At 68.0% G+C, this 20,190-nt stretch carries 17 protein-coding genes and 1 riboswitch; of the genes, 11 read left to right on the top strand and 6 right to left on the bottom strand.

The genetic code is table 11. The features are described from left to right. The 4 genes from AC3QL3_RS03395 (at position 1) to AC3QL3_RS03380 (ending at position 5,212) form a co-directional block, all read left to right on the top strand. Positions 1 to 189 carry a CPXCG motif-containing cysteine-rich protein gene (locus tag AC3QL3_RS03395; RefSeq protein WP_492896891.1) on the top strand — a complete coding sequence of 63 codons (189 nt, stop codon included), beginning with the start codon at positions 1 to 3 and terminating at the stop codon, positions 187 to 189. A gap of 64 nt (positions 190 to 253) precedes the next feature. Next, a riboswitch (cobalamin riboswitch) is annotated at positions 254 to 550 on the top strand. 122 nt (positions 551 to 672) lie between these two features. Then, positions 673 to 2,511: a TonB-dependent receptor domain-containing protein gene (locus AC3QL3_RS03390; RefSeq protein WP_492896890.1), complete on the top strand. Its 1,839-nt coding sequence runs from the start codon at positions 673 to 675 to the stop codon at positions 2,509 to 2,511. Positions 2,512 to 2,681: 170 nt separating this feature from the next. After that, positions 2,682 to 4,880, top strand: a complete 2,199-nt coding sequence (locus AC3QL3_RS03385) for a DUF1631 family protein (RefSeq protein WP_492896889.1) — start codon at positions 2,682 to 2,684, stop codon at positions 4,878 to 4,880. Next, entirely contained in the window at positions 4,877 to 5,212 is a 336-nt protein-coding gene (locus AC3QL3_RS03380; RefSeq protein ID WP_492896888.1) for a PilZ domain-containing protein, read from the top strand. Before AC3QL3_RS03385 ends, AC3QL3_RS03380 begins: the two co-directional genes overlap by 4 nt. Before the next feature lie 22 nt (positions 5,213 to 5,234). Here AC3QL3_RS03380 and AC3QL3_RS03375 read toward each other — a convergent pair whose 3' ends face one another. After that, positions 5,235 to 5,906, bottom strand: a complete 672-nt coding sequence (locus AC3QL3_RS03375; RefSeq protein ID WP_492896887.1) for a TetR/AcrR family transcriptional regulator — start codon at positions 5,904 to 5,906, stop codon at positions 5,235 to 5,237. A gap of 407 nt (positions 5,907 to 6,313) precedes the next feature. Between AC3QL3_RS03375 and AC3QL3_RS03370 the strand changes: the two genes are divergently transcribed. The 3 genes from AC3QL3_RS03370 to AC3QL3_RS03360 all read left to right on the top strand — a co-directional run bounded on the left by AC3QL3_RS03370 (position 6,314) and on the right by AC3QL3_RS03360 (position 8,874). Then, positions 6,314 to 6,667, top strand: coding sequence for a hypothetical protein (locus AC3QL3_RS03370; protein WP_492896886.1), 354 nt, complete (start codon positions 6,314 to 6,316; stop codon positions 6,665 to 6,667). Positions 6,668 to 6,777: 110 nt separating this feature from the next. After that, positions 6,778 to 7,431, top strand: coding sequence for a protein-L-isoaspartate O-methyltransferase family protein (locus tag AC3QL3_RS03365; RefSeq protein ID WP_492896885.1), 654 nt, complete (start codon positions 6,778 to 6,780; stop codon positions 7,429 to 7,431). Between the two features lie 45 nt (positions 7,432 to 7,476). Next, on the top strand, positions 7,477 to 8,874 hold the full coding sequence (locus AC3QL3_RS03360) for a TolC family outer membrane protein (RefSeq protein WP_492896884.1): 1,398 nt from the start codon (positions 7,477 to 7,479) through the stop codon (positions 8,872 to 8,874). 65 nt (positions 8,875 to 8,939) lie between these two features. Here AC3QL3_RS03360 and waaA read toward each other — a convergent pair whose 3' ends face one another. Further along, complete coding sequence (waaA, locus tag AC3QL3_RS03355) at positions 8,940 to 10,241, bottom strand: lipid IV(A) 3-deoxy-D-manno-octulosonic acid transferase (RefSeq protein WP_492896883.1); 1,302 nt, start codon at positions 10,239 to 10,241, stop codon at positions 8,940 to 8,942. Between the two features lie 102 nt (positions 10,242 to 10,343). Between waaA and lpxL the strand changes: the two genes are divergently transcribed. The 3 genes from lpxL to AC3QL3_RS03340 are packed head-to-tail and all read left to right on the top strand — an operon-like array spanning position 10,344 to position 15,365. After that, a complete protein-coding gene (lpxL, locus tag AC3QL3_RS03350; RefSeq protein WP_492896882.1) occupies positions 10,344 to 11,270 on the top strand; it encodes an LpxL/LpxP family Kdo(2)-lipid IV(A) lauroyl/palmitoleoyl acyltransferase in 927 nt (308 codons plus the stop codon). A gap of 25 nt (positions 11,271 to 11,295) precedes the next feature. After that, positions 11,296 to 13,986, top strand: coding sequence for a DUF2339 domain-containing protein (locus AC3QL3_RS03345; RefSeq protein WP_492896881.1), 2,691 nt, complete (start codon positions 11,296 to 11,298; stop codon positions 13,984 to 13,986). Next, positions 13,983 to 15,365 carry a DUF3999 domain-containing protein gene (locus AC3QL3_RS03340; RefSeq protein ID WP_492896880.1) on the top strand — a complete coding sequence of 461 codons (1,383 nt, stop codon included), beginning with the start codon at positions 13,983 to 13,985 and terminating at the stop codon, positions 15,363 to 15,365. The genes AC3QL3_RS03345 and AC3QL3_RS03340 overlap by 4 nt, the downstream gene beginning before the upstream one ends. On the opposite strand, the gene AC3QL3_RS03335 is transcribed toward AC3QL3_RS03340, so the two are convergent. The 3 genes from AC3QL3_RS03335 to AC3QL3_RS03325 are packed head-to-tail and all read right to left on the bottom strand — an operon-like array spanning position 15,325 to position 17,904. After that, positions 15,325 to 16,584: an O-antigen ligase family protein gene (locus AC3QL3_RS03335; protein ID WP_492896879.1), complete on the bottom strand. Its 1,260-nt coding sequence runs from the start codon at positions 16,582 to 16,584 to the stop codon at positions 15,325 to 15,327. The genes AC3QL3_RS03340 and AC3QL3_RS03335 overlap by 41 nt on opposite strands. Continuing rightward, positions 16,577 to 17,686, bottom strand: a complete 1,110-nt coding sequence (locus AC3QL3_RS03330) for a glycosyltransferase (RefSeq protein WP_492896878.1) — start codon at positions 17,684 to 17,686, stop codon at positions 16,577 to 16,579. Before AC3QL3_RS03330 ends, AC3QL3_RS03335 begins: the two co-directional genes overlap by 8 nt. Positions 17,687 to 17,694: 8 nt before the next feature. Beyond that, complete coding sequence (locus AC3QL3_RS03325; RefSeq protein WP_492896877.1) at positions 17,695 to 17,904, bottom strand: zinc-finger domain-containing protein; 210 nt, start codon at positions 17,902 to 17,904, stop codon at positions 17,695 to 17,697. A 270-nt stretch (positions 17,905 to 18,174) separates the two neighbouring features. Between AC3QL3_RS03325 and AC3QL3_RS03320 the strand changes: the two genes are divergently transcribed. After that, positions 18,175 to 19,371: a Yip1 family protein gene (locus AC3QL3_RS03320; protein ID WP_492896875.1), complete on the top strand. Its 1,197-nt coding sequence runs from the start codon at positions 18,175 to 18,177 to the stop codon at positions 19,369 to 19,371. Positions 19,372 to 19,476: 105 nt separating this feature from the next. Here the strand turns inward: AC3QL3_RS03320 and AC3QL3_RS03315 are convergent, their stop codons facing one another. After that, positions 19,477 to 20,082, bottom strand: a complete 606-nt coding sequence (locus tag AC3QL3_RS03315; protein ID WP_492896874.1) for a YceI family protein — start codon at positions 20,080 to 20,082, stop codon at positions 19,477 to 19,479. Positions 20,083 to 20,190: the final 108 nt, after the last annotated feature.

Genomic DNA, 20,190 nt, shown 5'->3' with positions numbered 1-20,190 from the left:
ATGCTCGAAACGATCACCATCGACTGCCCGTACTGCGGTGAGAGCTTCCAGACCGCCGCTGATCTTTCCGCCGGCTCGCAGAACTACATCGAAGATTGCGCCGTGTGCTGCCGTCCGATCGAGATCGTGCTGCGCGTCGACGAGGCCGGCGAGTTGGCCGGCGTCGAGGCGCGCAGCGACCGCGAATGATGCGGGCTTGGCGGCCGCCGCCGGCTGCCGCGGACTTCAATTGAACCGGCCCGGACCCTCCACTACACTGCGCGCCGCCGCAGGTGCCCTGCCCGCGTCAAGCGCCCAGGGTGAAACGGGAAGTGGGTAAGGTGTGTTTTGCGATCGTCCGCGATCGCAAAGAGCGGGCGCAGCCGACGTGGCCGCGCTCGGCACCAAGTCCCACGCTGCCCCCGCAACGGTAGGCGAGTCGGACCCGATCGAATGCCACTGTCGCCAACGCGACGGGAAGGCGATCGGGTCGATGTGCCGGGACGGTCTTGCAGGCCGCCTCGACGCATCGCTCGCAAGCCCGGAGACCGGCCTGCGGCTTCGTCGTTCGCTCAGGCGACGGCGATCGGCTCCAGGCGTTGCGGCGGGCAACGGACGGGCACGGGCGCCCGTCGTCCTGCGCGTTCCTCCTTCCGACCCTGGTCACGCGGGTGTGCGACAGGAGGGTTTCCCATGCTGGTCCGTTCCATGCTTTTCATCGCGCTGTCGAGCGCACTTTGCGCCACCGCGCGCGCAGACGAAGAACAACTGCAGCCGACCGTGCAGGTGACCGCCTCGCGCGTTCCCGAAACGGTCGATTCGACATTGGCCGACGTCAGCGTCATCACGCGCGAAGACATCGACGCCAGCGTCGCACGCGACGCGATCGACCTCTTGCGCCTGCAAGCCGGCATCGATCTGTACCGCACCGGCGGCGCCGGCCAGCAGACCTCTTTGTTCCTGCGCGGCACCAATTCCAACCAAGTCCTGGTCCTGATCGACGGCGTGCGCGTGTCCTCGCAGAACACCGGCGCGTTCGCGTTCGAGCAGCTGCCGCTCGACACGGTCGAACGCATCGAAATCGTGCGCGGTCCGCGCGCGAGCTATTGGGGTTCGGACGCGATCGGTGGCGTGATCCAGATCTTCACGCGCAAGCTCGAAGGCCCGCGCGTAGCCATCGGCTACGGCAGCTACCGCGACGCGACCGGCAGCGCCGGTTACGGCCACTGGAACGGCAACGATGGCTTCAGCGTGCAGGTCGGCGCGCGCCACGTGGGCGGCTTTTCCGCGACCAACCGCGGCATCTGCGCCGGCCCAGACGATCCGTACTGCATCTTCAATCCCGACGACGACAGCTTCCGCAACACCAACTTCGCCGGCCGCGCCGCGCACACGTTCGGCAGCCAGGTGTTGTCGGCTTCGCTGTACCGCAGCCAGGGCGAAGTGCAGTTCGACCAAGGCTACTCCGACGTGATCGAGCAGTCGGGCGGCATCAATCTCGAAGGTGCGCTCGGTGAGAACTGGAATCACCGCCTCGCCTTCGGCAATTCGCGTGAAGACCTCAACACGCCCGCTTTCACCACGCTCTACCACACGCGCCGTAACAGCCTCTTGTGGCAGAACGAGTTCCGTCTCGACGAACGCCAGCGCCTGATCGCCGGTTTCGACTTCGTGCGCGAGAAGGGCGAGACGCGCGACACCTTCGCCGGTAGCACCGTGTACGAGCGCGAACGCAACAACCGCGCCGTGTTCGGCGGCTGGCGCGGTGACTTCGGCGCGCTCGACAGCGAGGTGTCGGTGCGCCACGACGACAACGACGACTTCGGCGGCGCCACCACCGGCTCGCTCGCGCTCGGCTGGCGTTTCAGCCCGCTGTTGCGCATCTACGCGAATGTTGCCCGCGGTTTCCGCGCGCCGACCTTGAACGAGCTGTTCCATCCCGGCTACGGCGGCTATTTCGCCGGCAATCCGAACCTCGACCCGGAGCGCTCGCGCAGCACCGAGCTCGGCGTCGAATTCACTCCGGACGCGAACCAGCGCATCAAGGCCAACCTCTACACCACGCGCGTCAAGGATCTGATCAGCTTCACCGGTCCGCAGAACCGCGCCGAGAACATCGCCGAAGCGAAGATCGACGGCGCCGAATTCGAGTACGAGTTCAAGCTCGACGCCTGGTCGCTGCGCGCGAACTACACCTGGATGGACGCGCGCAACGCCGACACCGACAAGCCGCTGTTGCGGCGTGCGAAGCAGAAGGTGAGCGGCGTGGTCGAGCGCTCCTTCGGCGAGCGTTGGCGCGCCGGGGCGGAGGTGGTCTACGCGGGCCATCGCGACGACGTCGGCGGTAGCGGCACGATCAATCTGCCGTCTTACACGCTGGTCAATCTGCGCGCCAGCTTCGCGCTGGATCGTGACTGGAGCCTGGCCGCGCGAGTGGAGAACCTGACCGACCGCGACTACGAGCTGGTGCGTGGCTATAACACCGCCGGCCGTTCCGGCTTCCTGGAGGTGATCTGGCAACCCGCGCACTGATGTAACGTCGTGTGACGTGCAAACGCCGCGCGCGACGACGTGCCAGAATAGGCTCGGAGTCGTCGCGGCCAGCCCGCGCGACTTCACGGGGCGTCGGTCGCGCTGGGGCACGATCGACGCAGGCGAGGGGCGGGGTCCGGCGGCGCCGCAGGTGCACCGCTGCGGGGAGAATGGCGATCCGCGACGATGGCGCGAGGTTGGCTACGCTGGCGCGACGCAGCGACCTGCCGCCGCGCGTACGCGCGGCGCTGGAGGAGTTGCTCGAAAGCGCCCGCGCGCATTTCGCGCCGCTCCTGCCGCAGGCGCTGGATGCGTTCGATCAATCGCTGTTCGGTTTGGCCGAACGCGCTCCGAGCACTCTGCAGCAACAGCGATTATTCGAAGACCTCGGCGAATCGCGCGCCAAACGCGCCGAAATCGCGCCGCGCTTCCTGCAACGCATCGAGTCGGCGCTGGCCTGCGTACGAATTGCCAGCGCCCCGGCCGCGCCCGCTACGGCGCAACCGGCCGCACTCGAATTGGTCGATCCTTCCGCGCTGGAAGAAGACCTCGCCCTGAATGAAATTGCCGGCAAGGCCGAGATTCGCAACAGCCAAGCGCTGCATGCGCTCGCCCATCGCTTCGGTGTGCTCGCCGGCGCGCCGGCCTGGGCGTTCGAGGCGCTGCCGCTCGGCCCGACTCAGGTGATGGCCGCGTTCCGCCACGCGCTCGACGCGCTGGAACTCGGCGTCGAGCGACGCGTACTCGCGTATCGCGCCTTCGACCGCGTCGCAATGGTGCCGCTCGGCCGCTTTTACGAGGCGATCAACGCGCAGCTGGTCGCGCGACGCATCTTGCCCCACCTGCATTGGGCACCGACGCGCGCGCAGGGCGCCGCGACGGCATCTCACAACACGGACGCCGAGCGCGGCACGCCGCCTGCGACCGCTGCAACGCCCGACATTGCCGCCGCCGAAGAAGACACCGAGCTGTTCGGTACCATCTATCGTCTGCTCGCCGCGCGCCGGCGCCACGACCGCGACTACGCCTATGCCGCAGCGCCGTCGGCGGTACCGGCCAGCGGTGCCGAGCTGCAAAGCCTGCTCGGCGCCTTGCAGCACGAACAGCGCAGCGGCGCGGAGAGCGCCGGCCAGACCTACGACAACACGCAGTTCAAGCGCGAACTGTTCGATCGCCTGCGCCGCGGCGGCGCGCAGGGCAACGCGCTGCGCCTGCTCGACGAGGACGCCGATACGATCGACCTGGTCGGACTGCTGTTCGACTACATCGGCGCCAACCTGCACGCCGGCAGCAGCGCGCGCGCGCTACTGCATCGTCTGCACGTGCCTGTACTGCGTGTCGCCCTCGGCGATCGCAGCTTCTTTACGCGCCGTTCGCATCCGGCGCGCGAACTGTTGAACACCATCGCCGAGACCGGCGAGCGCTGGATCGACGAAACCGACGCCGATCCGGACCTGTCGGCCAAGATGCGGCTGGTGGTCGACAGTGTCAGCGCCGACTACGATGGCGATCCGGCGACGTTCGAGAACCTGCTGGCCGACCTCGGTCGCCACATGCAGATGCTGGCGCGGCGCGCGGAGACGTTCGAGCGACGTCAGGTCGAAGCCGCACGAGGACGCGAGCGGATCGAGATCGCGCGCGCGACCGCGCGCGGCGCGATCGCGCAGGCGCTGCAGCACGGCGCGCCGACACCGGCGATACGCACCTTGCTGGAGCAGGCCTGGACCGATGCGCTCGCCTTGTGTGCGCTACGCCACGGCAGCAGCAGCGACGAATTCCGGCGGCGGCTGACGGTCGTTTCCGCATTGCTGCGCGACGATGCGTCCAAACCGATCGACGCTGCGATCCTGCGCGAAGTCGAAAGCGGCCTCGCCGAGATCGGCTTGCACGCCGAAGACATCTCCAGCGTACTCACGCAGCTGGCGCAAACGCCGTCCGCCACGAGCGAAGAACTGGCTCGCGCGCGCGTGGAAGAGGCTCTGCACAACAAGGCGCGCTTCGGCGGCCCGATCGCGCCGATCGCTGCGGCCGACGCGATCCCCAAGCCGCAACCGATCCCATTGAACGCGACCGAGACAGCCACGCTGGAGCGTCTGCGCGAAATCCCGTTCGGTACCTGGTTCGTGTTCACCCAGAACCAGCAGGGCGCTTCGGTGCGGCGCAAGCTGGCCTGGTTCTCGACCGTGACCAAGCGCTGCCTGTTCGTCAATCAGCGCGGCGTACGCTGCGAAGAGCGCACGCTCGATCAGCTCGCACGCGACATCGTGCGCGGCCAGGCGCGCGTCGAAGTGCCGCCGCAGACTTCGCTGATCGATCGCGCCTGGAAAGCCATCCTCGACACCTTGTCCACCACGCGGGAGGCCACGTGATCGAAAAACGCCGCCAGCCGCGCAAGCGCCCGAACGTGGCTTTGCAGGTCACCGACGCGATCAGCGGCCGCGTGATCGGCCAGATCGGCAATCTGTCGCTGGAAGGCATGATGCTGTTGGCGGACGTGGCGATCGCCGACGACGCGTTGTATCAATTCGCGTTCGAATTGCCCGACTCGCACGGCCGTCTGCGTCCGATCGAGGTCGGCGTGCACGAACTGTGGAGCGAACCGGCGCAGCGGCCGGGGCGTCACTGGGCGGGCTTCCGCTTCATCGATCTGGGCGAGGCCGAGCGCCGCATCTTGCGCGAGTGGCTCGGCCTCTCGGCCTGACGATCGATCCGATCGCGAGGCGTCAGCGTACCGCTTGGATCATCGCCGCGCGCTCGCCGCACGGCGCATAGGCGCGCAGGAAGAATTCGACCGTCGCACGCACGTGGACGTCGATCTCATCCGGCGTGATCGCTTGCGAACAGCCGCACAGCATGCGCGCATGCAGTTCGCCCTTGATCAAGGCGAAGAACTGCGACGCCGCGCGCGGCACGTCGCTGATGTCGAGCTGGCCGTCTTCCACTTCCTGGCGCAGAAACTTCTCGAAATCTTCGTGCACCAGACGCGGGCCGGAATCCCAGAACAATTGTCCGAGCTTCTGCGAAGTCGCGGTGCCGGCGGTCATCAGGCGGTGCAAGGAGATCGAGTCGGGCCGGATGATCAGGCCGAAGAACGCCCGTCCGATCGCTTCGAGCTGGCGCCGCACCGGCGCCTTGCGGTCGATCGAAAACAGCGTCGCCGGCATCTGCTCGGCGCAGCGCTCGCGGATCGCCGCGATGAACAGCGTCTCCTTGTCGGTGAAATGACTGTAGACGGTGAGCTTGGACACGCCCGCTTCGGCCGCGATCGCATCCATGCTGGTGCCTTCGAAGCCCGACTGCGGAAACAGTCGTTTGGCGGCCTCGAGAATCGCAGCGCGCTTCTCGAGATCTTTGGGGCGGCCGGGGCCGCAGGACTTGGCGATGGCTAGAGTCATAGCACGTCTACTGGACTGCTGAGTTCACTTACTATACTATACCGGGCGGTACATGAACAGGCTGCGCGCGATTCTAAGCCTGCGCGCATCGATCGAACAGATGGGGGCGCCGACGATGGAATCGAAGCGACCCCTGGGCCCTTGAAAGATTCGGCCCCCGTGCCCTAGTTCAAGCCTCTCGCCGCGTCGGCCGGGAAATCTCCCCCTCCCGCACCCGGACGGCGCGGTCGAGAGCATTTCCAGGCAGTAAGGGTCCGGCGTCTTTTACGTCGGACCTTTTCGTATGCGGGAGTGGATCGCGTCCACGTTGGCTCGTGTCTTGCTAGGAGGGACACCATGCAACCTTGTCTGTATATCGTGCATCTGTATGCCGCAGCCGGCGTCGCCGCGAATTCCTGGGGTAGCCCATGAACACTCCGGCGATCGCAACGAGTCCGGAAAACGGCGCTGACGTCGGATTGCCGCTGCGCTTTGCGCAGCGCACCTTCGCAGCGCTGATCGAGGCGCGCGGCGGACCGGCCGCGACATTCCGCTTCGCGCAGCTGCGCAGCGCGGCGCGGCGGACATTGTCCGCGCTGTCCGCGGACGACCACACGCGGCTACAGCGCTGGCTGGTGCTGCAGCTGGCCAGCCGGGCGGCGCAGGCGGCGGAGGCGGCGCGGTTGTTCGCGCGGGTCGACGCGATGCTGGCAACCCAAGTCGGCACCGCGCTGGCGCGCACGCGTGAAGAGCTGTTCGCGCACGCGACCGCAGCGCGGTGACTTCCGGCACTTCGTCGCGCTCGGGTGCCTCGTCAAGGTAGATTGCAGCAAGCGTAACGAGTGCCTATGCTCCCGATCCTTTTGTTTGCCGGTTGGAGTTGCCCGCGATGATGAACACCGAACTGGCTAGGCAGAACATGGTCGAGAACCAGGTGCGCCCATCGGAGGTACTCGATGCGCGCGTGCTCGACACGCTGCGCGATGTGCGCCGCGAGGAGTTCGTACCGGCGCGCCACCGCAGCCTCGCCTTCGCCGATCTCGCACTGCCGATCGGTCACGGCGAGACGATGCTCAAGCCGGTGGTCGAGGGACGCATCCTGCAGGCGATCGCTCCTCAGGCGGGCGAGCGCGTGCTCGAGATCGGCACCGGCAGCGGCTTTCTGACCGCCTGTCTCGCCCACCTGTGTGACTTGGTGATCAGCGTCGAATTGCACGCCGATATCGCGGAAGCCGCGCGCGCGCATCTGGCCGCCGCGCAGATCCGCAATGCACGCCTTGAAATCGGCGATGCCGTCCGCGATTTCACCAGCGGCGAACAGTTCGACGCGGTCGTGGTCGGCGGCGCGGTGCACGCGCTGCCGGACCGATTCCGCGCTTGGGTCAAGCCGGGCGGCCGCTTGTTCGCGATCGTCGGCGATTCCCCGGCGATGCAAGCCACGCTGTACAAGCGCGTCGACCAGACGCATTGGCAGCAGGAAGTTCTGTTCGAAACCGATGTGCCGTACCTGAAGAATGCCGAGCCGCCGCGCCGCTTCGTGCTGTAGCTGCGCGACGTTGATGAAGCCCCAATCCCTTTCGAGGACGATCGAATGATCCGCAAGAGTTCCCTCTCGCTCGCGCTGCTGGTGGCGTTCGGCGCATCCGCCGCGCACGCCGACGACCTGGTTCAGGTCTACCAGGAAGCCCGTGTATCCGACCCGACCCTGGCCGGCGCCGAAGCGACCAAACTGGCGACCGACGAGGGCGTCGACCAGGCGCGCTCGTTCCTGCTGCCGCAGCTCGGCGCCAATATCGACTACACGCGCTCGCGCAGTGGCAACGACGCCGGCGGCACGCTTCGAAATCAACTAGACGAAAATGGTGCGCCGCTGCCGCCCCTGGACTATTCCAGCACGACTACCACCACCCATTCGCGGGCGATCGGCGCCACGCTGAACCAGAGCATCCTCGACATCAGCAAGTGGACCGCGCTGAAGTCTAGCCGCTACACGGCCGAAGCCGGTGCGGCGACTTACTCGGCCGCGCAGCAGCAGCTGATGATCGACTCGGCGCAGACCTACTTCAACGTGCTGACTGCGATCGACGCGCTCAAATTCGCCGACGCTAACGAGAAGGCGCTGGCGCGCCAGCTCGAACAGGCGCAGCAGCGCTTCGAAGTCGGCCTGGCCGCGATCACCGACGTCAACGACGCCAAGGCGCAGCACGACCAGGCGGTCGCCAGCGTGATCAGCAATCAGAACAACGTCGACACCGCGCGCGAGGCCGTGCGCCGGCTCACCAACAAGGATCCGGGCGAGTTCAAGAAGCTGCGCGAAAATCTTCCACTCGACCATCCCACGCCGGACGACCCGAACGCCTGGGTCGACGTCGCGCTGAAGCAGAACCCAGCCCTGAGTTCGGCTTCGTTGCAAGTCGACGCCGCCAATGCCGACATCAATACGGCGCGCGCCGGCCATCTGCCGACGATCACCGGCCGGCTCGGTTATTCCAAGACTTCGCAGTGGGGCGAGAATCGCTACACAGGTATCGATACGTTCCACAATGGCGCCGGTGACCCGAAATGGGGCCCGTCGATCACCTTCTCGCTGAGCGTGCCGATCTTCAGCGGCGGCTACACGCAGTCGCGCGTGCGCCAGGCGATCCATCAGCGCGACTTCGCGCAGGACCAGTTCGAATTCAATCGTCGTCTGGTCGAGGCGAACACGCGCAACGGCTATCGCTCGGTCATCGCCGGCGCGAGCCAGGTCGAAGCGACCAAGGCTGCGGTGGTGTCGGCGCAGAGTTCGGTCGAGGCGACCCAGGCCGGCTACGAAGTCGGCACGCGCACCATCGTCGACGTGCTGATCAGCCAGCAGACCCTGCTCAGCGCACAGAGCCAATATTCCTCCGCGCGCCATGCGTTCGTGATGAACGGGCTGCTGTTGAAGCAGGCTGCCGGCGTGGTCGAGCTGAAGGACCTCGAAGGGGTCAACGCGCTGCTCGAATGATGCAGAAGTAGAGGATCGGGAATCGGATAGAGCGGCGCGCCGGAACGGCGCGTCGTGAAGCGCGATCAGCCTTCGCTGTTGGGTTTCCCGCTTGCCGTCGTTGCCAGCACCTCTTCCACGATACCCATCGTGCGCGCCACCGCACCGCGCTCACGCTCCATCACCGCCCGCGCCGCCTCGCCCATGCTGCGGCGCTCGACATCGCGCGACAGCAGACGCACGACGGCGGTGCCGAGCAGATCCGGATCGAGCACGCGCATCGCCGCGCCGGCCGCGATGAGGTCTTCGGTCACTTCGGCGAAATTGAAGGTCTGCGGTCCGACGATGACCGGCCGCGCCAGCGCCGCCGGTTCGAGCAGGTTGTGGCCGCCGACCGGTACCAGGCTGCCGCCGACGAAGGCGACGTCCGCGGCGGCGTAGAACGCCAGCAGCTCACCCATCGAGTCGATCACGAAGCATTGGCAGTTCGGGTCTGCGCCGCCCTCTTCGCTGCGCGTCAGCGTGCGGAAACCGAATGCGCGGCAGGCCGCGGCGAACGGCTTGAAGCGCTCCGGATGGCGCGGCGCGACCAGCAGCAGCGCATCCGGAAAGCGGCGCAGTACCGCCGCATGCGCCTTCAATACGACCAGTTCCTCGCCTTCGTGCGTGCTCGCCGCGATCCACACCGGGCGCCCGCCGCCGGCCGCGATGCGAAACGCCGCGCCGCGCTCGCGCACGTCATCGGGCACGCTCATGTCGAACTTCAGATTGCCGACCACGGCCAGCCTCGGCTCGGCCGCGCCGAGCGTGCGCAAGCGCTCTTCGTCGGAGGCGGACTGCGCAGCGACGAAACTGGCGCAGCGTATCGCCCGCCGTACCAAAGGCTGAATCGGCCAATAGCCGCGCAGCGACTTCTCCGACAATCGCGCATTCGCGATGACGATGGCCACGCCACGTTCGGCGCAAGCCATGAACAGGTTCGGCCAGATCTCGGTTTCCATGATCACGGCCAGCCGCGGCCGCACACGCCCGAGGAAACGCCGCACCGCCGTGGTCAAGTCATACGGCAGGTAGACGTGGAAGACGCGATCGCCGAACAACTGCAGCACGCGATCCGATCCGGTCGGCGTCACCGTGGTGATCACGAACGGCGTATCGCGGTAGCGATGCATCAAGGCCTCGATCAACGGCACCGCGGCGTTGACCTCGCCGAGCGACACCGCATGGATCCAGATGCTGTCCTTGATGCCGGGATCGGCGAAGAAGCCGAAGCGCTCGCGCCAGCGTGCCAGATAGCCGTGGTACTTGAAGCCGCGCGCCGCCAGCCGATAGACCACGAACGGCGTCAGCAGATACAGCGTCAAGGTGTAGATGAAGCGTTGGAACACGAATCGAACCGGCGACGACGGCGGCGCAGTATAGCCAGGCCCCGGCGAACGCGGCCCCTCGAGCGCGATCGGCCGTTGCGATCGACCGCTACAATTGCGCCGATGTCACCAGCCGCCCCGCCGTTCCGCCCCGCCCTGCTCGCACCGCGCCACTGGCCGGCCTGGATCGGCCTCGGCGTCATCCGTCTGGTCGCCCTGCTGCCGTATCGCTGGCTGCTCGCGATCGGGCGCAGCCTCGGCTGGCTTGCCGCGCGAACCCTGCGCGATCGCCGCGAAGTCGCCGCACGCAATCTCGATCTCTGTTACCCCGAGCTAGGCAGCGACCAGCGCGCCGCGATGCTGGAGGAAAACCTGCGCGACGGCGGCGTCATGCTGGTCGAGTTCGCGCTGGCTTGGATGGGTTCGGAACGCGCGATCGCACGCATTCCGCTGCAGATCGAAGGCCTCGAACACCTGCAGGCCGCGCAGGCCGAGCGCCGCGGCGTGCTTCTGGTCGGCGCGCATTTTTCCCATTTGGAATTGTGCGCACGGCTGGTGTCGCAGCGCATCCGCATCGCCGGCATGTACCGCGAACACGAGGACGCCGCCTTCGAATGGGCGATCAAACGCGCGCGCCTGGCTTACGCCGCGGAGATGTTCAGCAAGGACGAACTGCGCCGCAGCGTGCGCTGGCTCAAGCAAGGCGGCGCCCTCTGGTACGCGCCGGACCAAGACATGCGCGGCAAGGACGCGGTGTTCGCGCCGTTCTTCGGCGTACCGGCCTCGACCATCACCGCCACCCATCATCTGGCGCGGCTGTCGGGCGCGCGGGTGATTCCGTTCTTTCATCGCCGCCTGGCGAGCGGCGGTTACGCGATCCGCCTGGAAGCGCCGCTCGCCGATTTCCCGAGCGCCGACGTCGTCGCCGACACGGCGCGCGTGAACGAGAGCATCGAGCGCATGGTGCGCGCGGCGCCGACGCAGTACCTTTGGATGCACAAGCGCTTCAAGACGCGGCCGCCCGGGGAGGCGGAGGTCTACCGCCGCTGAAGCTCGCGCAAAACTGGGAGATCGCATGGGCTTGCTGGGGTTCCTCGCCGCCGTCATCGCCGGCGGCGTGATCGCGTTCCAGACCGAATCGGTGCCGATCGGCTTCTTCAGCGCGCTCGGCATCGGCTTCGTGCTGGCGCGTCTGCACTCGCTCACGCAGACCGTCGCCAAACTGCAGGGCGAGATCGCGGAGCTGCGGCGCACGCCACGCACCGACGCCGCCGCTTCGGTCGAGAGCGTGTCTGCAACAGCGCCGGCCGCCGTCGTGCGATCCCCCATCGTCGATATCACGCGGACGAGCGAGACGCCTGCTCCGATCGAAGCGGCGCCGCCGGCATCACCGACGAACATCTCGCCGCCGTTCGAGCCGCTGAGGATTCCATCGCCACGCCCGGCCGACGCGACGCCGCGCGGCCCCGACCTGGCCGAAAAACTCGCCGCCGCGCTGAAGCGCTGGTTCACCGAAGGCAACGTGCCGGTCAAGATCGGCATGCTGGTGCTGTTCGCCGGCGTCGCCGCCCTGCTCAAGCTGGCCTCCGATCAAGGCTGGCTCAGTCTGCCGCTGGAACTGCGCCTGGCGGCGGTGGCGCTGGCCGCGATCGCGGCGCTGGTGTTCGGCTGGCGCCAACGCGAAGCCCGGCGCAGTTTCGCGCTGAGCCTGCAAGGCGGCGCGATCGGCGTACTGCTGCTGACTGTGTTCGCCGCGTTCCGTCTGTACGGCCTGCTCGATGCGAGCGCGGCATTCGCGCTGATGCTCGTGCTGATCGCCGGCGTCGGCGTGCTCGCGGTGCTGCAGAACGCGCTCGCGCTCGCTCTGCTCGGCATCCTCGCCGGCTTCGCCGCGCCGATCCTGATCTCGACCGGCAGCGGCAATCACGTCGTGCTGTTCGCCTACTACGCGCTGTTGAATCTGGCGATCTTCGCGATCGCTTGGCGACGCCCATGGCGCGCGCTGAACCTGCTCGGCTTCGCCTTCACCTACGCGATCGGCTCTGCTTGGGGCGTGCTCCGTTATCGCAGCGAATGGTTCGCCAGCACCGAGCCTTTTCTGCTGCTGTACTTCGCGATCTATCTGGTCATCCCGATCTTGTATGCGCAGCGGGGCGAGCCGCAGCGACGCGGCCTGGTCGACGGCACCTTGGTGTTCGGCAATCCGCTGATCGCATTCGCACTGCATGCCGCCTTGCTCGAAGGCGCGCGTCTGCCGCTGGCCTATTCGGCGCTGGCGCTGGCGGCGATCTATGCCCTGCTGGCGCGTGCGCTGCTGTCGCGCGACCGTCTGCGCGTGCTGGGCGAATCGTTCGCCGTGCTCGCCGTCGGCTTCGCCACGCTGGCGGTACCGCTCGCGCTGAGCGCGCGCTCGACCGCCTGCACTTTCGCGCTCGAAGGTGCGGCTCTGATCTGGCTCGGCCTGCGCCAGCAACGCCTGCTGCCGCGCCTGAGCGGACTGGCTTTGCAAGCGCTGGCCGCGGCGGCGTTCGTGTTCGGAGCCATCGACCACGCCGGCGAAGCGGTGTCGCCGCTGGCGAACGGCACGTTTGTCGGAGCACTGCTGATCGCCGCCGCCGCCTTCGTCAGCGCGTGGCTGCACGATCGCGCCGCGACGAAACCGCCGCTGGCGCTGCCGCTGTACGCGTGGGGCCTGCTCTGGTGGTTCGGCGCCGCGCTGCACGAGATCGACCGCTTCGCCGTGCCGCCCTTGCGTTCGCCGCTGTGGCTCGCCCTGGTCGCGCTGACCGCGGCGCTCGCCGCCTTCGCCTATCAGCGCCTGCCGCGTGCGGCCCTGGCCTGGACCGCGGCGGCGACCGTTGCCGCGGCGCTGTTCATCGTGCTCGGCATGAACGACCCGACCGCACCGCTGTACTCGCCGCCGGCGCTGGCGGCGTTCGCGCTATACGCCGCCGCCGGTGTCTTCGCCCTGCGCGTACTGCGCGACGGCGATGCGATGCCGCTGCGCGTCGCCCATCTGGGTTGGTTGTGGAGCTGGACCTGCGCGCTCGGCCTCGGGCTCGATCAGTTCGCGCGACGCGCGCAACTCGCTGACGGCTGGCACGACGGTCTGGTCGCGCTGCCGCTGATCGCCGCCTGGGCGCTGGCTCTGCTGCGCCCGGCCGTGCTGGCGCCGCCGCTCGGCGCGCGCTTCGAGCCGCACCGCTCTCTGCTCTTGATTTCGCAGGCGACCATCGCTGCGATCGCCTTCGTCGCGCTGCTCACGGCGGCCGGTTCCAGCGCACCGCTGCCGTTCCTGCCCGTGCTCAATCCGCTCGAACTCGCGCAGCTCGGCCTCTTGCTCTGCGCCGTGCGCTGGCTGCGCGATCCCACGCTCGCCTTGTCGCCGCCACAACGCATCCTGCCGCTGGCGCTGGCGGGTTTCGCCTTCGTCACGCTGGCGACCTTGCGCGCCGTGCATCACTACGACGGCGTCGCGTGGAGTGCGCAGCTGTGGCAATCCAATCTCGCGCAAACCGCTCTGACCGTGGTCTGGAGCCTCGCCGGCGTGCTCGCCTGGATCCTCGGCTCGCGCCGCCACCAACGCGCGCTGTGGCTGGCCGGCGCGGTCTTGATGGGGTTGGTGTTGGCCAAGCTGCTGCTGATCGACCGCCTGCGTCTGGGCAACCTGTTCGGCGTCGCCTCGTTCATCGCCTACGGACTGCTATGCACGGTGATCGGCTACTTCGCGCCGGCACCGGCACGCGCATCGAAGGAGGCCGCATGAGACGCCACGCCTTCGCGCTCGTTGCGGCGCTGATCCTGCGCACGGCCGCGGCGGCGGCGCCGACGGACTATGCCTACCTTTTCCCGATCGACACCGGCACCGCGACGCCGGCGAGCAGCGCCTGGCGCGTCGAACTGACGCCGGAAGCCTACGCCTGGACACAGGACGCCGAGCTGCGCGACCTGGCCGTGTTCAACGCGGCCGGGCAGCCGGTGCCGTTCGCGCGCCTCGAAGCGGCCGCGGCGACACTGACGCGCGAGCACCGGCTGGCGGTGCCGACCTTGGCCCTGCCCGCGACCACGACGCCGGGCGGCGGCGATCTGCGCCTGGTCATCGACCGCGATGCCGACGGCCGCCTGCGCCGCATCGACGCCGGCGAGCAAGCCGCCGCCGGCCAGCGCACGCGCGACTGGCTGATCGACGCCAGCGCGCTCGATCGCACGATCGACGGCTTCGCGCTCGACTGGTCCGCGCCGAAGTCCGGCGTCTCGGCGCGCTTCTCGATCGCGGCCAGCGACGACCTGCAACGCTGGCGCGATCTCGGCAGCGCCGGCGTACTCGCGCTGGAACAGAACGGCGTGCGCATCGATCGGCGTGAACTCGGCTTCGATGCCGTGCGCGCGCGCTACTTCCGTTTGCAGCGATTGGACGACGGTGTCGATCTCGAGAATCTGTCGGCGCAGGCGCGCTCGACCGAGCGCACGCAGGCGCCGCCGACCTACCTCTGGTTGCGCGCCGCCGCCGCGACGAACGAGCCGGCGCCGCCGGACCGCACGCAGTTCGACTACACGCTGCCGGCCGCGTTGCCGGTCGAACGCGCGCGCGTCGAACTCACCGGCGACAACGCGCTGGCGCCGTTGACGCTGTCGTCGCGAAGCGGCAACGCCGCGCAGCCCTGGCGCGCGCTGGCGCATGTGGATGCGTTCCGCCTGCGCCAAGGCGAGCAAGTCCTGCACAACGACGAGATCGAACTGCCGCCGAGCGGACGCGTGCGCGACTTCCGCCTGCAGTCGCGCACGCCGCTGGCGGCGGCGCCGCAGTTGACGCTCGGCTATCGGCCGGACGCGCTGGTGTTCCTCGCCGAAGGTCCGGCGCCTTATGCACTAGCGGTCGGCAGCCACGACGCGCGCCATCCGGACTATCCGGTCGACGCCGCGCTGACGAGTTTGCGCGCGACACTCGGACGCGACTGGCAGCCGCCGACGGCGACGCTCGGCGCCGCGCGCGTCAGCGCCGGCGACGCCGCGCTGCGCGGACCCGAACCGCCACTGCCGTGGCGACGCTGGCTGCTCTGGGCCGTGCTGGTCGCCGGTGCCGCCGTAGTCGGCGGCTTCGCGCTCAGCTTGTTGCGCGAGAAGCCTCGGAACGAGGATCGCTAGCGCCCAGCGCGGCGCAATACAGCGCGAGCAGCCACCAGAACAAGAGTCCCCACCACGCCGAATAGAACGCGAGGTGGGTATTGAGCGGAAAGCACATCGCGATCAGGGCCAGGCCCGGCGCCAACGCGCGCTCGCGCGCGGGTGCGGACGCACGCTTCCACGCACGCAGCGCGAACCAGGCGCCGGCGAGCCAGGCGAGCAAGCCGATCGCGCCGGTTTCGCTCAGCACTTCGAGCACGATCTGGTGCGCGTGCGACGCGCCGAGATCGGTGGTGGTATCGACGAAGCGATCTTGCGGCGCGGCGTATTGCGGATAAGCGTAGCGAAAGCCGCGTACGCCGACGCCGTTCCACGGATGCGCGGCGGTCATCTTCAGCGCCGTGCTCCAAATGCTGAGGCGTCCGGCGGAGGCTTCATCCAACGCCGCTTCGGTGCCGCGCAGCGCGAGCAGGCTGCGCTCGATGCGCGCGCCGAAGCGTTCCGAATCGCGCAAGGCCAGCGTGCCGAGCACGCCCACGCCGAGCAGCAGCACCAGCGACACCAGCGCGAAACGGCGCTTGCTGCGCGTCTCGTGCCAGGCGATCAACAAGCACACCAGCGCATAGCCGAGCCAGGCCGCACGCGAACCGGCCAGCAGGATCGGCGGCGACAACACGACGAACGCGATCGCCAATCCGCGCCGGCCGAAGCGCGCGCGCGCCGCCAGCAGCACGAACGGCGCCAGCACCGCCAAGGTCGGACCGAGCTTCAAGTTGCCGGCGCCGAAAATGCCGGACAAGCGCTCTTTCTCGGCAACGCCGCCGAGGCTGTGGCCGCTGAACATTTGCACGTAAGCATCGAGCAGCCACAGCGCGACCACCACGGCGATCGTCGCATAAACCGCCGGCCAGCCCGACGGCCGCCGCAGCGCCCACAGCGCGAACAGCGCGAACGGCAGGAAGCGCAAGGTGACCGCGACGGTGGACCAGGTCTTGCCCGGCTCGACCGCGCCGATGCCCGACAGCAAAGCCGGAATCCAGTAGCAAGCGAACAAGGCCAGCAGCAAGCGCGCAGCGTCCGTGCGCAGGTCGATACGACCGCGCGCGAGCAGCACCAGCGCCGCGATCGCGCCGAGCGCGATCGGCGCCTCGGCGCTGCGCCCGAACGGCAGCAGCACGACCACCGCCAGCACCAACGCGAACGGCCATTGCGAGAGGCGCTGGCGCAGCAGTTCAGTCATGCACGAGGTCGCGGTACAGCGCCAGCGTCGCCTGCTGCATGTCGGCCAGGCGGTAGCGCGTCAACGGCAGGATCGCCGGCGCATAGCGCAGCAGTTCGGCGGCGCGTTCGGCCAAGCGTTCGCGATCGCCGCGCGGCACGCGTCCGGCGGGGTAGAGATCCCCCAACAATTCGCCGACGCCGCCGTGGTCGTAGCCGAGCACCGGCCGGCACAGCGCGATCGCTTCGACCACGGTGCGCCCGAACGATTCGGGTTTGTTCGACAGCTGCAGCACCAGCGCCGAGCAGGCGTATACGTCGCGCGCATCGTCGCGCGGCACGCTGATCGCGATGCGCTCGGCGACGCCGCGCTCGCGCGCGAGTTGTTCGAGTTCGGCGACGTAGGCCTCGCGGCCGAGCTGGCGCGCGCCGAGCAGCATCAGGCGCGTGTCGATGCCGCGCGCTTTCAAATCGGCGACCAGCTCGATCGCGTCGCCGTGCCCCTTCAAGCGCGTGCCGCGCCCGGGCAAGGTCAACAGCGGCGCGCCCGCCAGCTGCGGAAATTCGGCGAAGAACCATTCGCGCCACGGCGCATCGGCCTGGTAGCCGTACGGGTATTCGGCCGGATCGACGCCGCGCGGAATCATCACCAGCTTGGCCGGGTCGGTGCGAGGATAATGCCGCAGGAGATAGTCGCGCACCGTGTTCGACACGCAGATCACGCGTTCGCCGCGCGTCATCACGCTGCTGTAGAAACCGGGACTGTTGAGCCCGTGCGCCGTGGTGACGAAGCGCGGCCGCTGGCGCCAGCCGCGCAGCGCGAGCCAGCCGAGCCAGGCCGGCACACGCGAGCGCGCATGCACCAGATCGACGCGTTCGCGCTCGAACGATGCGCGCAGCTTCGGTACCTGTGCCAAGCTCAACGGCGACTTGCGCGCGACGTCGAGCTGGATGTGCTCGCTGCCGTCGGCGAGCAGCGATTCGACCAGGCGACCGCCGGCCGAGACCACGATCGAGCGGTGGCCGTCGGCGACCAACGCACGCGCGATCTCGAGCGTCGAGCGCTCGGCACCGCCGGCGTCCAGCGCCGGGATCAGCTGCACTACGGTCAGCTTGCGCGACACGGGGTGTGTCAATCCGCCAAATCGTATTCCGCGCCGCAGTAGGGGCACTTGGCGTGACCGCCCTGCTCGGCGATCGGCAGATAAACCTTGGGATGCGAATTCCACAGCGACATGCCCGGCATCGGGCAGGACAGCGGCAGATCGGCACGGGTGACGCGGTAGCGGTTCTCCGCGTTGGCGGGGATGCTCTTTTCCGCCGCGGGATTGGGGCGCGACATGAGATGCTCCATCGAAGGTGGTCCACCCGCTCGGCGACGAAGTTGCGAAGCGGCCGGTGCAGTTCGCCACGAGGCGGCGAACCGAACGCTCAGGATAGCTCCTTCCCGCTGCGGCGCCGGCGTCGTCAAACCGCGCGGGGGCGCGAGTCTACCAGCACGACGCGTGCCAGCCGTCGCAGGCCGTGTCTCGGTTGCGCAGCGCTTGAACCGGATCGTCCATCTTCTGGCGCTAGAATGCGCTCCGCGGCAACTCATCGACGAGGGGGCATCATGGATTTCAACAAGCTGATCGCGCGCGTCAGAGCCATCCTGACGACGCCGAAGACCGAATGGCCGGTCATCGCGGGCGAATCGACTACGGTCGCCGACCTGTACAAGAACTACATCGCGATCCTGGCCGTGCTGCCGGCGATCGGCGTTCTGCTGGCGATCCACAGCCTGACTGCTGCGATCCTGCAGTACGTGATGGCGCTGATCATGACCTACCTGGTGGCGCTGATCATCGACGCCCTGGCGCCGACCTTCGGCGCGCAGAAGAACCAAGTGCAGGCACTCAAGACCATCGGCTACGCCTACACTGCGAGCTGGATCGCCTCGGTCTTCGCCTTCGTGCCGGTGCTCGGCTGGCTGATCGCGCTGGCCGGCGGCATCTACGCGATCTACCTGCTCTATCTCGGCCTGCCGCATACGATGAAGTGCCCGCCCGAGAAGGCCGGCGGCTACACCGCGGTGACGATCATCGTCGTGATCGTGCTGAGCCTGGTGCTCGGCTTGGTCATCGGCAGCGTGGTCGGCATGCGCGCGATGTCGGGCTTGTCGACCTCGCAGGTCGGCGACGGCCACAGCTCGATCGACAAAGACAGCTCGCTCGGCAAGCTCGACGCCTGGAGCAAGAAGGTCGAGGCGGCCGGCAAGCAGCTGGAAGCGGCACAGAAATCGGGCGATGCCGAAGCGCAGGGCAAGGCGCTCGGCGCGGTGCTGACCGCGGCCGGCGGCGGCGACCAGGTCGAGGCGCTGGCGCCGGACGTGCTCAAGCCGTTCGTGCCGGAAACCTTGGCCGGTCTCACGCGCAGCGAATTCTCGGCCGAACGCAACGGTGCGCTCGGCATGCAGGTGTCGGAGGCGCGCGCGACCTATTCCGACGGCGCCGAGCGCCGCCTGCAACTGGAAGTGGTCGACATGGGTTCGGCCAAGAGCCTGATGGCGCTGGCCGGCTGGGCCGCGCTCGACAGCCAGCAGGAAAACGACCACGGCTACGAGAAAACCTACAAACAGGACGGCCGCCTCGTGCACGAACAATGGAACGGCCAAGACAAGCACGGCGAATACGCGGTGGTGGTCGGCGAGCGTTTCTCGGTGAAGGCGTCCGGCCATGCCGACAGCATCGACCAGCTCAAGGCCGCGGTCACCGGCGTCAATCTGGCGGCGCTCGAAGCGCTGAAGAACCAGGGCGTCAAAAAAGGCTGAGCCGCGGCGGCAAACTGCCCGCACGCGGCTCGTCCTTTCGAAATACCGTCCGCCGCAGCGGACGTCGTCGGCAAGCGCGCCGGTCGCGACCGGCGCAGCCGATCCTTATTTCTTCTTCTGGCTCTCGGCGTAGGCCTTCGCTTCGATCGCCTCGACGGTGATCGCGATCTTGACCTCGTCGCTGACGTTCGGCGCGTACTTGCCGACGCCGAAATCCGAACGCTTGATCGTCGTGGTCGCATCGAAGCCGACCGCCGCCGCCTTGCGCATCGGGTGCTCGCCGACGGTGTTGACCTTGACCGCAAGCGTGGCCGGCTTGGTCACGCCGTGGATGGTCAAGTCGCCGCTGACCTTGAGCTGGTCGGGTGCCGCGCCTTTCTCGACCTTGGTGCTCTTGAAGGTCGCCGTCGGGAACTTGGCCGCGTCGAAGAAATCGGCGCTCTTCAAATGCTCGTCGAACTTGGCCAGGTTGCTGTTGATGCTGGCCGTGCTGATCTCGACTTCGACCGACGACTTGGTCGGATCGGCCTGGTCGAATTCGAGCTTGCCGCCGACCTGACCGAACTGCGCGGTCGGGTTGGAGAAGCCGAAGTGATTCCATTGCAAGAGGACCTGGGTGTGGCCCGGGTCGAGCGTATAGGCGGTGGTAGCCGCGAAAGCCGGAGCAGAAGCCAGCGCGATGGCGGCGGCGAGAGCGATACGGCGGATCATGGATGAAACTCCTGTAGGCAAAACGGACGAAGGTCGGAATGGAAGTGCCGGCGTAATGCCGATCGATTCCGGTTGGAACGCGTTACGCCGAGTGCAACTTCCCGACGA

The organism is Dokdonella sp. GW821-FHT11D02 (assembly GCF_058808595.1).
Note: the sequence above shows the minus strand (reverse complement) of the source record. Positions and strands in the feature narration are given on the sequence as shown.

Coding starts and splice junctions, on each gene's coding strand:
- AC3QL3_RS03395 (WP_492896891.1), top strand. CDS start 1: ATGCTCGAAACGATCACCATCGACTGCCCGTACTGCGGTGAGAGCTTC.
- AC3QL3_RS03390 (WP_492896890.1), top strand. CDS start 673: ATGCTGGTCCGTTCCATGCTTTTCATCGCGCTGTCGAGCGCACTTTGC.
- AC3QL3_RS03385 (WP_492896889.1), top strand. CDS start 2,682: ATGGCGATCCGCGACGATGGCGCGAGGTTGGCTACGCTGGCGCGACGC.
- AC3QL3_RS03375 (WP_492896887.1), bottom strand. CDS start 5,906: ATGACTCTAGCCATCGCCAAGTCCTGCGGCCCCGGCCGCCCCAAAGAT.
- AC3QL3_RS03370 (WP_492896886.1), top strand. CDS start 6,314: ATGAACACTCCGGCGATCGCAACGAGTCCGGAAAACGGCGCTGACGTC.
- AC3QL3_RS03365 (WP_492896885.1), top strand. CDS start 6,778: ATGAACACCGAACTGGCTAGGCAGAACATGGTCGAGAACCAGGTGCGC.
- AC3QL3_RS03360 (WP_492896884.1), top strand. CDS start 7,477: ATGATCCGCAAGAGTTCCCTCTCGCTCGCGCTGCTGGTGGCGTTCGGC.
- lpxL (WP_492896882.1), top strand. CDS start 10,344: ATGTCACCAGCCGCCCCGCCGTTCCGCCCCGCCCTGCTCGCACCGCGC.
- AC3QL3_RS03345 (WP_492896881.1), top strand. CDS start 11,296: ATGGGCTTGCTGGGGTTCCTCGCCGCCGTCATCGCCGGCGGCGTGATC.
- AC3QL3_RS03340 (WP_492896880.1), top strand. CDS start 13,983: ATGAGACGCCACGCCTTCGCGCTCGTTGCGGCGCTGATCCTGCGCACG.
- AC3QL3_RS03335 (WP_492896879.1), bottom strand. CDS start 16,584: ATGACTGAACTGCTGCGCCAGCGCCTCTCGCAATGGCCGTTCGCGTTG.
- AC3QL3_RS03325 (WP_492896877.1), bottom strand. CDS start 17,904: ATGTCGCGCCCCAATCCCGCGGCGGAAAAGAGCATCCCCGCCAACGCG.
- AC3QL3_RS03320 (WP_492896875.1), top strand. CDS start 18,175: ATGGATTTCAACAAGCTGATCGCGCGCGTCAGAGCCATCCTGACGACG.
- AC3QL3_RS03315 (WP_492896874.1), bottom strand. CDS start 20,082: ATGATCCGCCGTATCGCTCTCGCCGCCGCCATCGCGCTGGCTTCTGCT.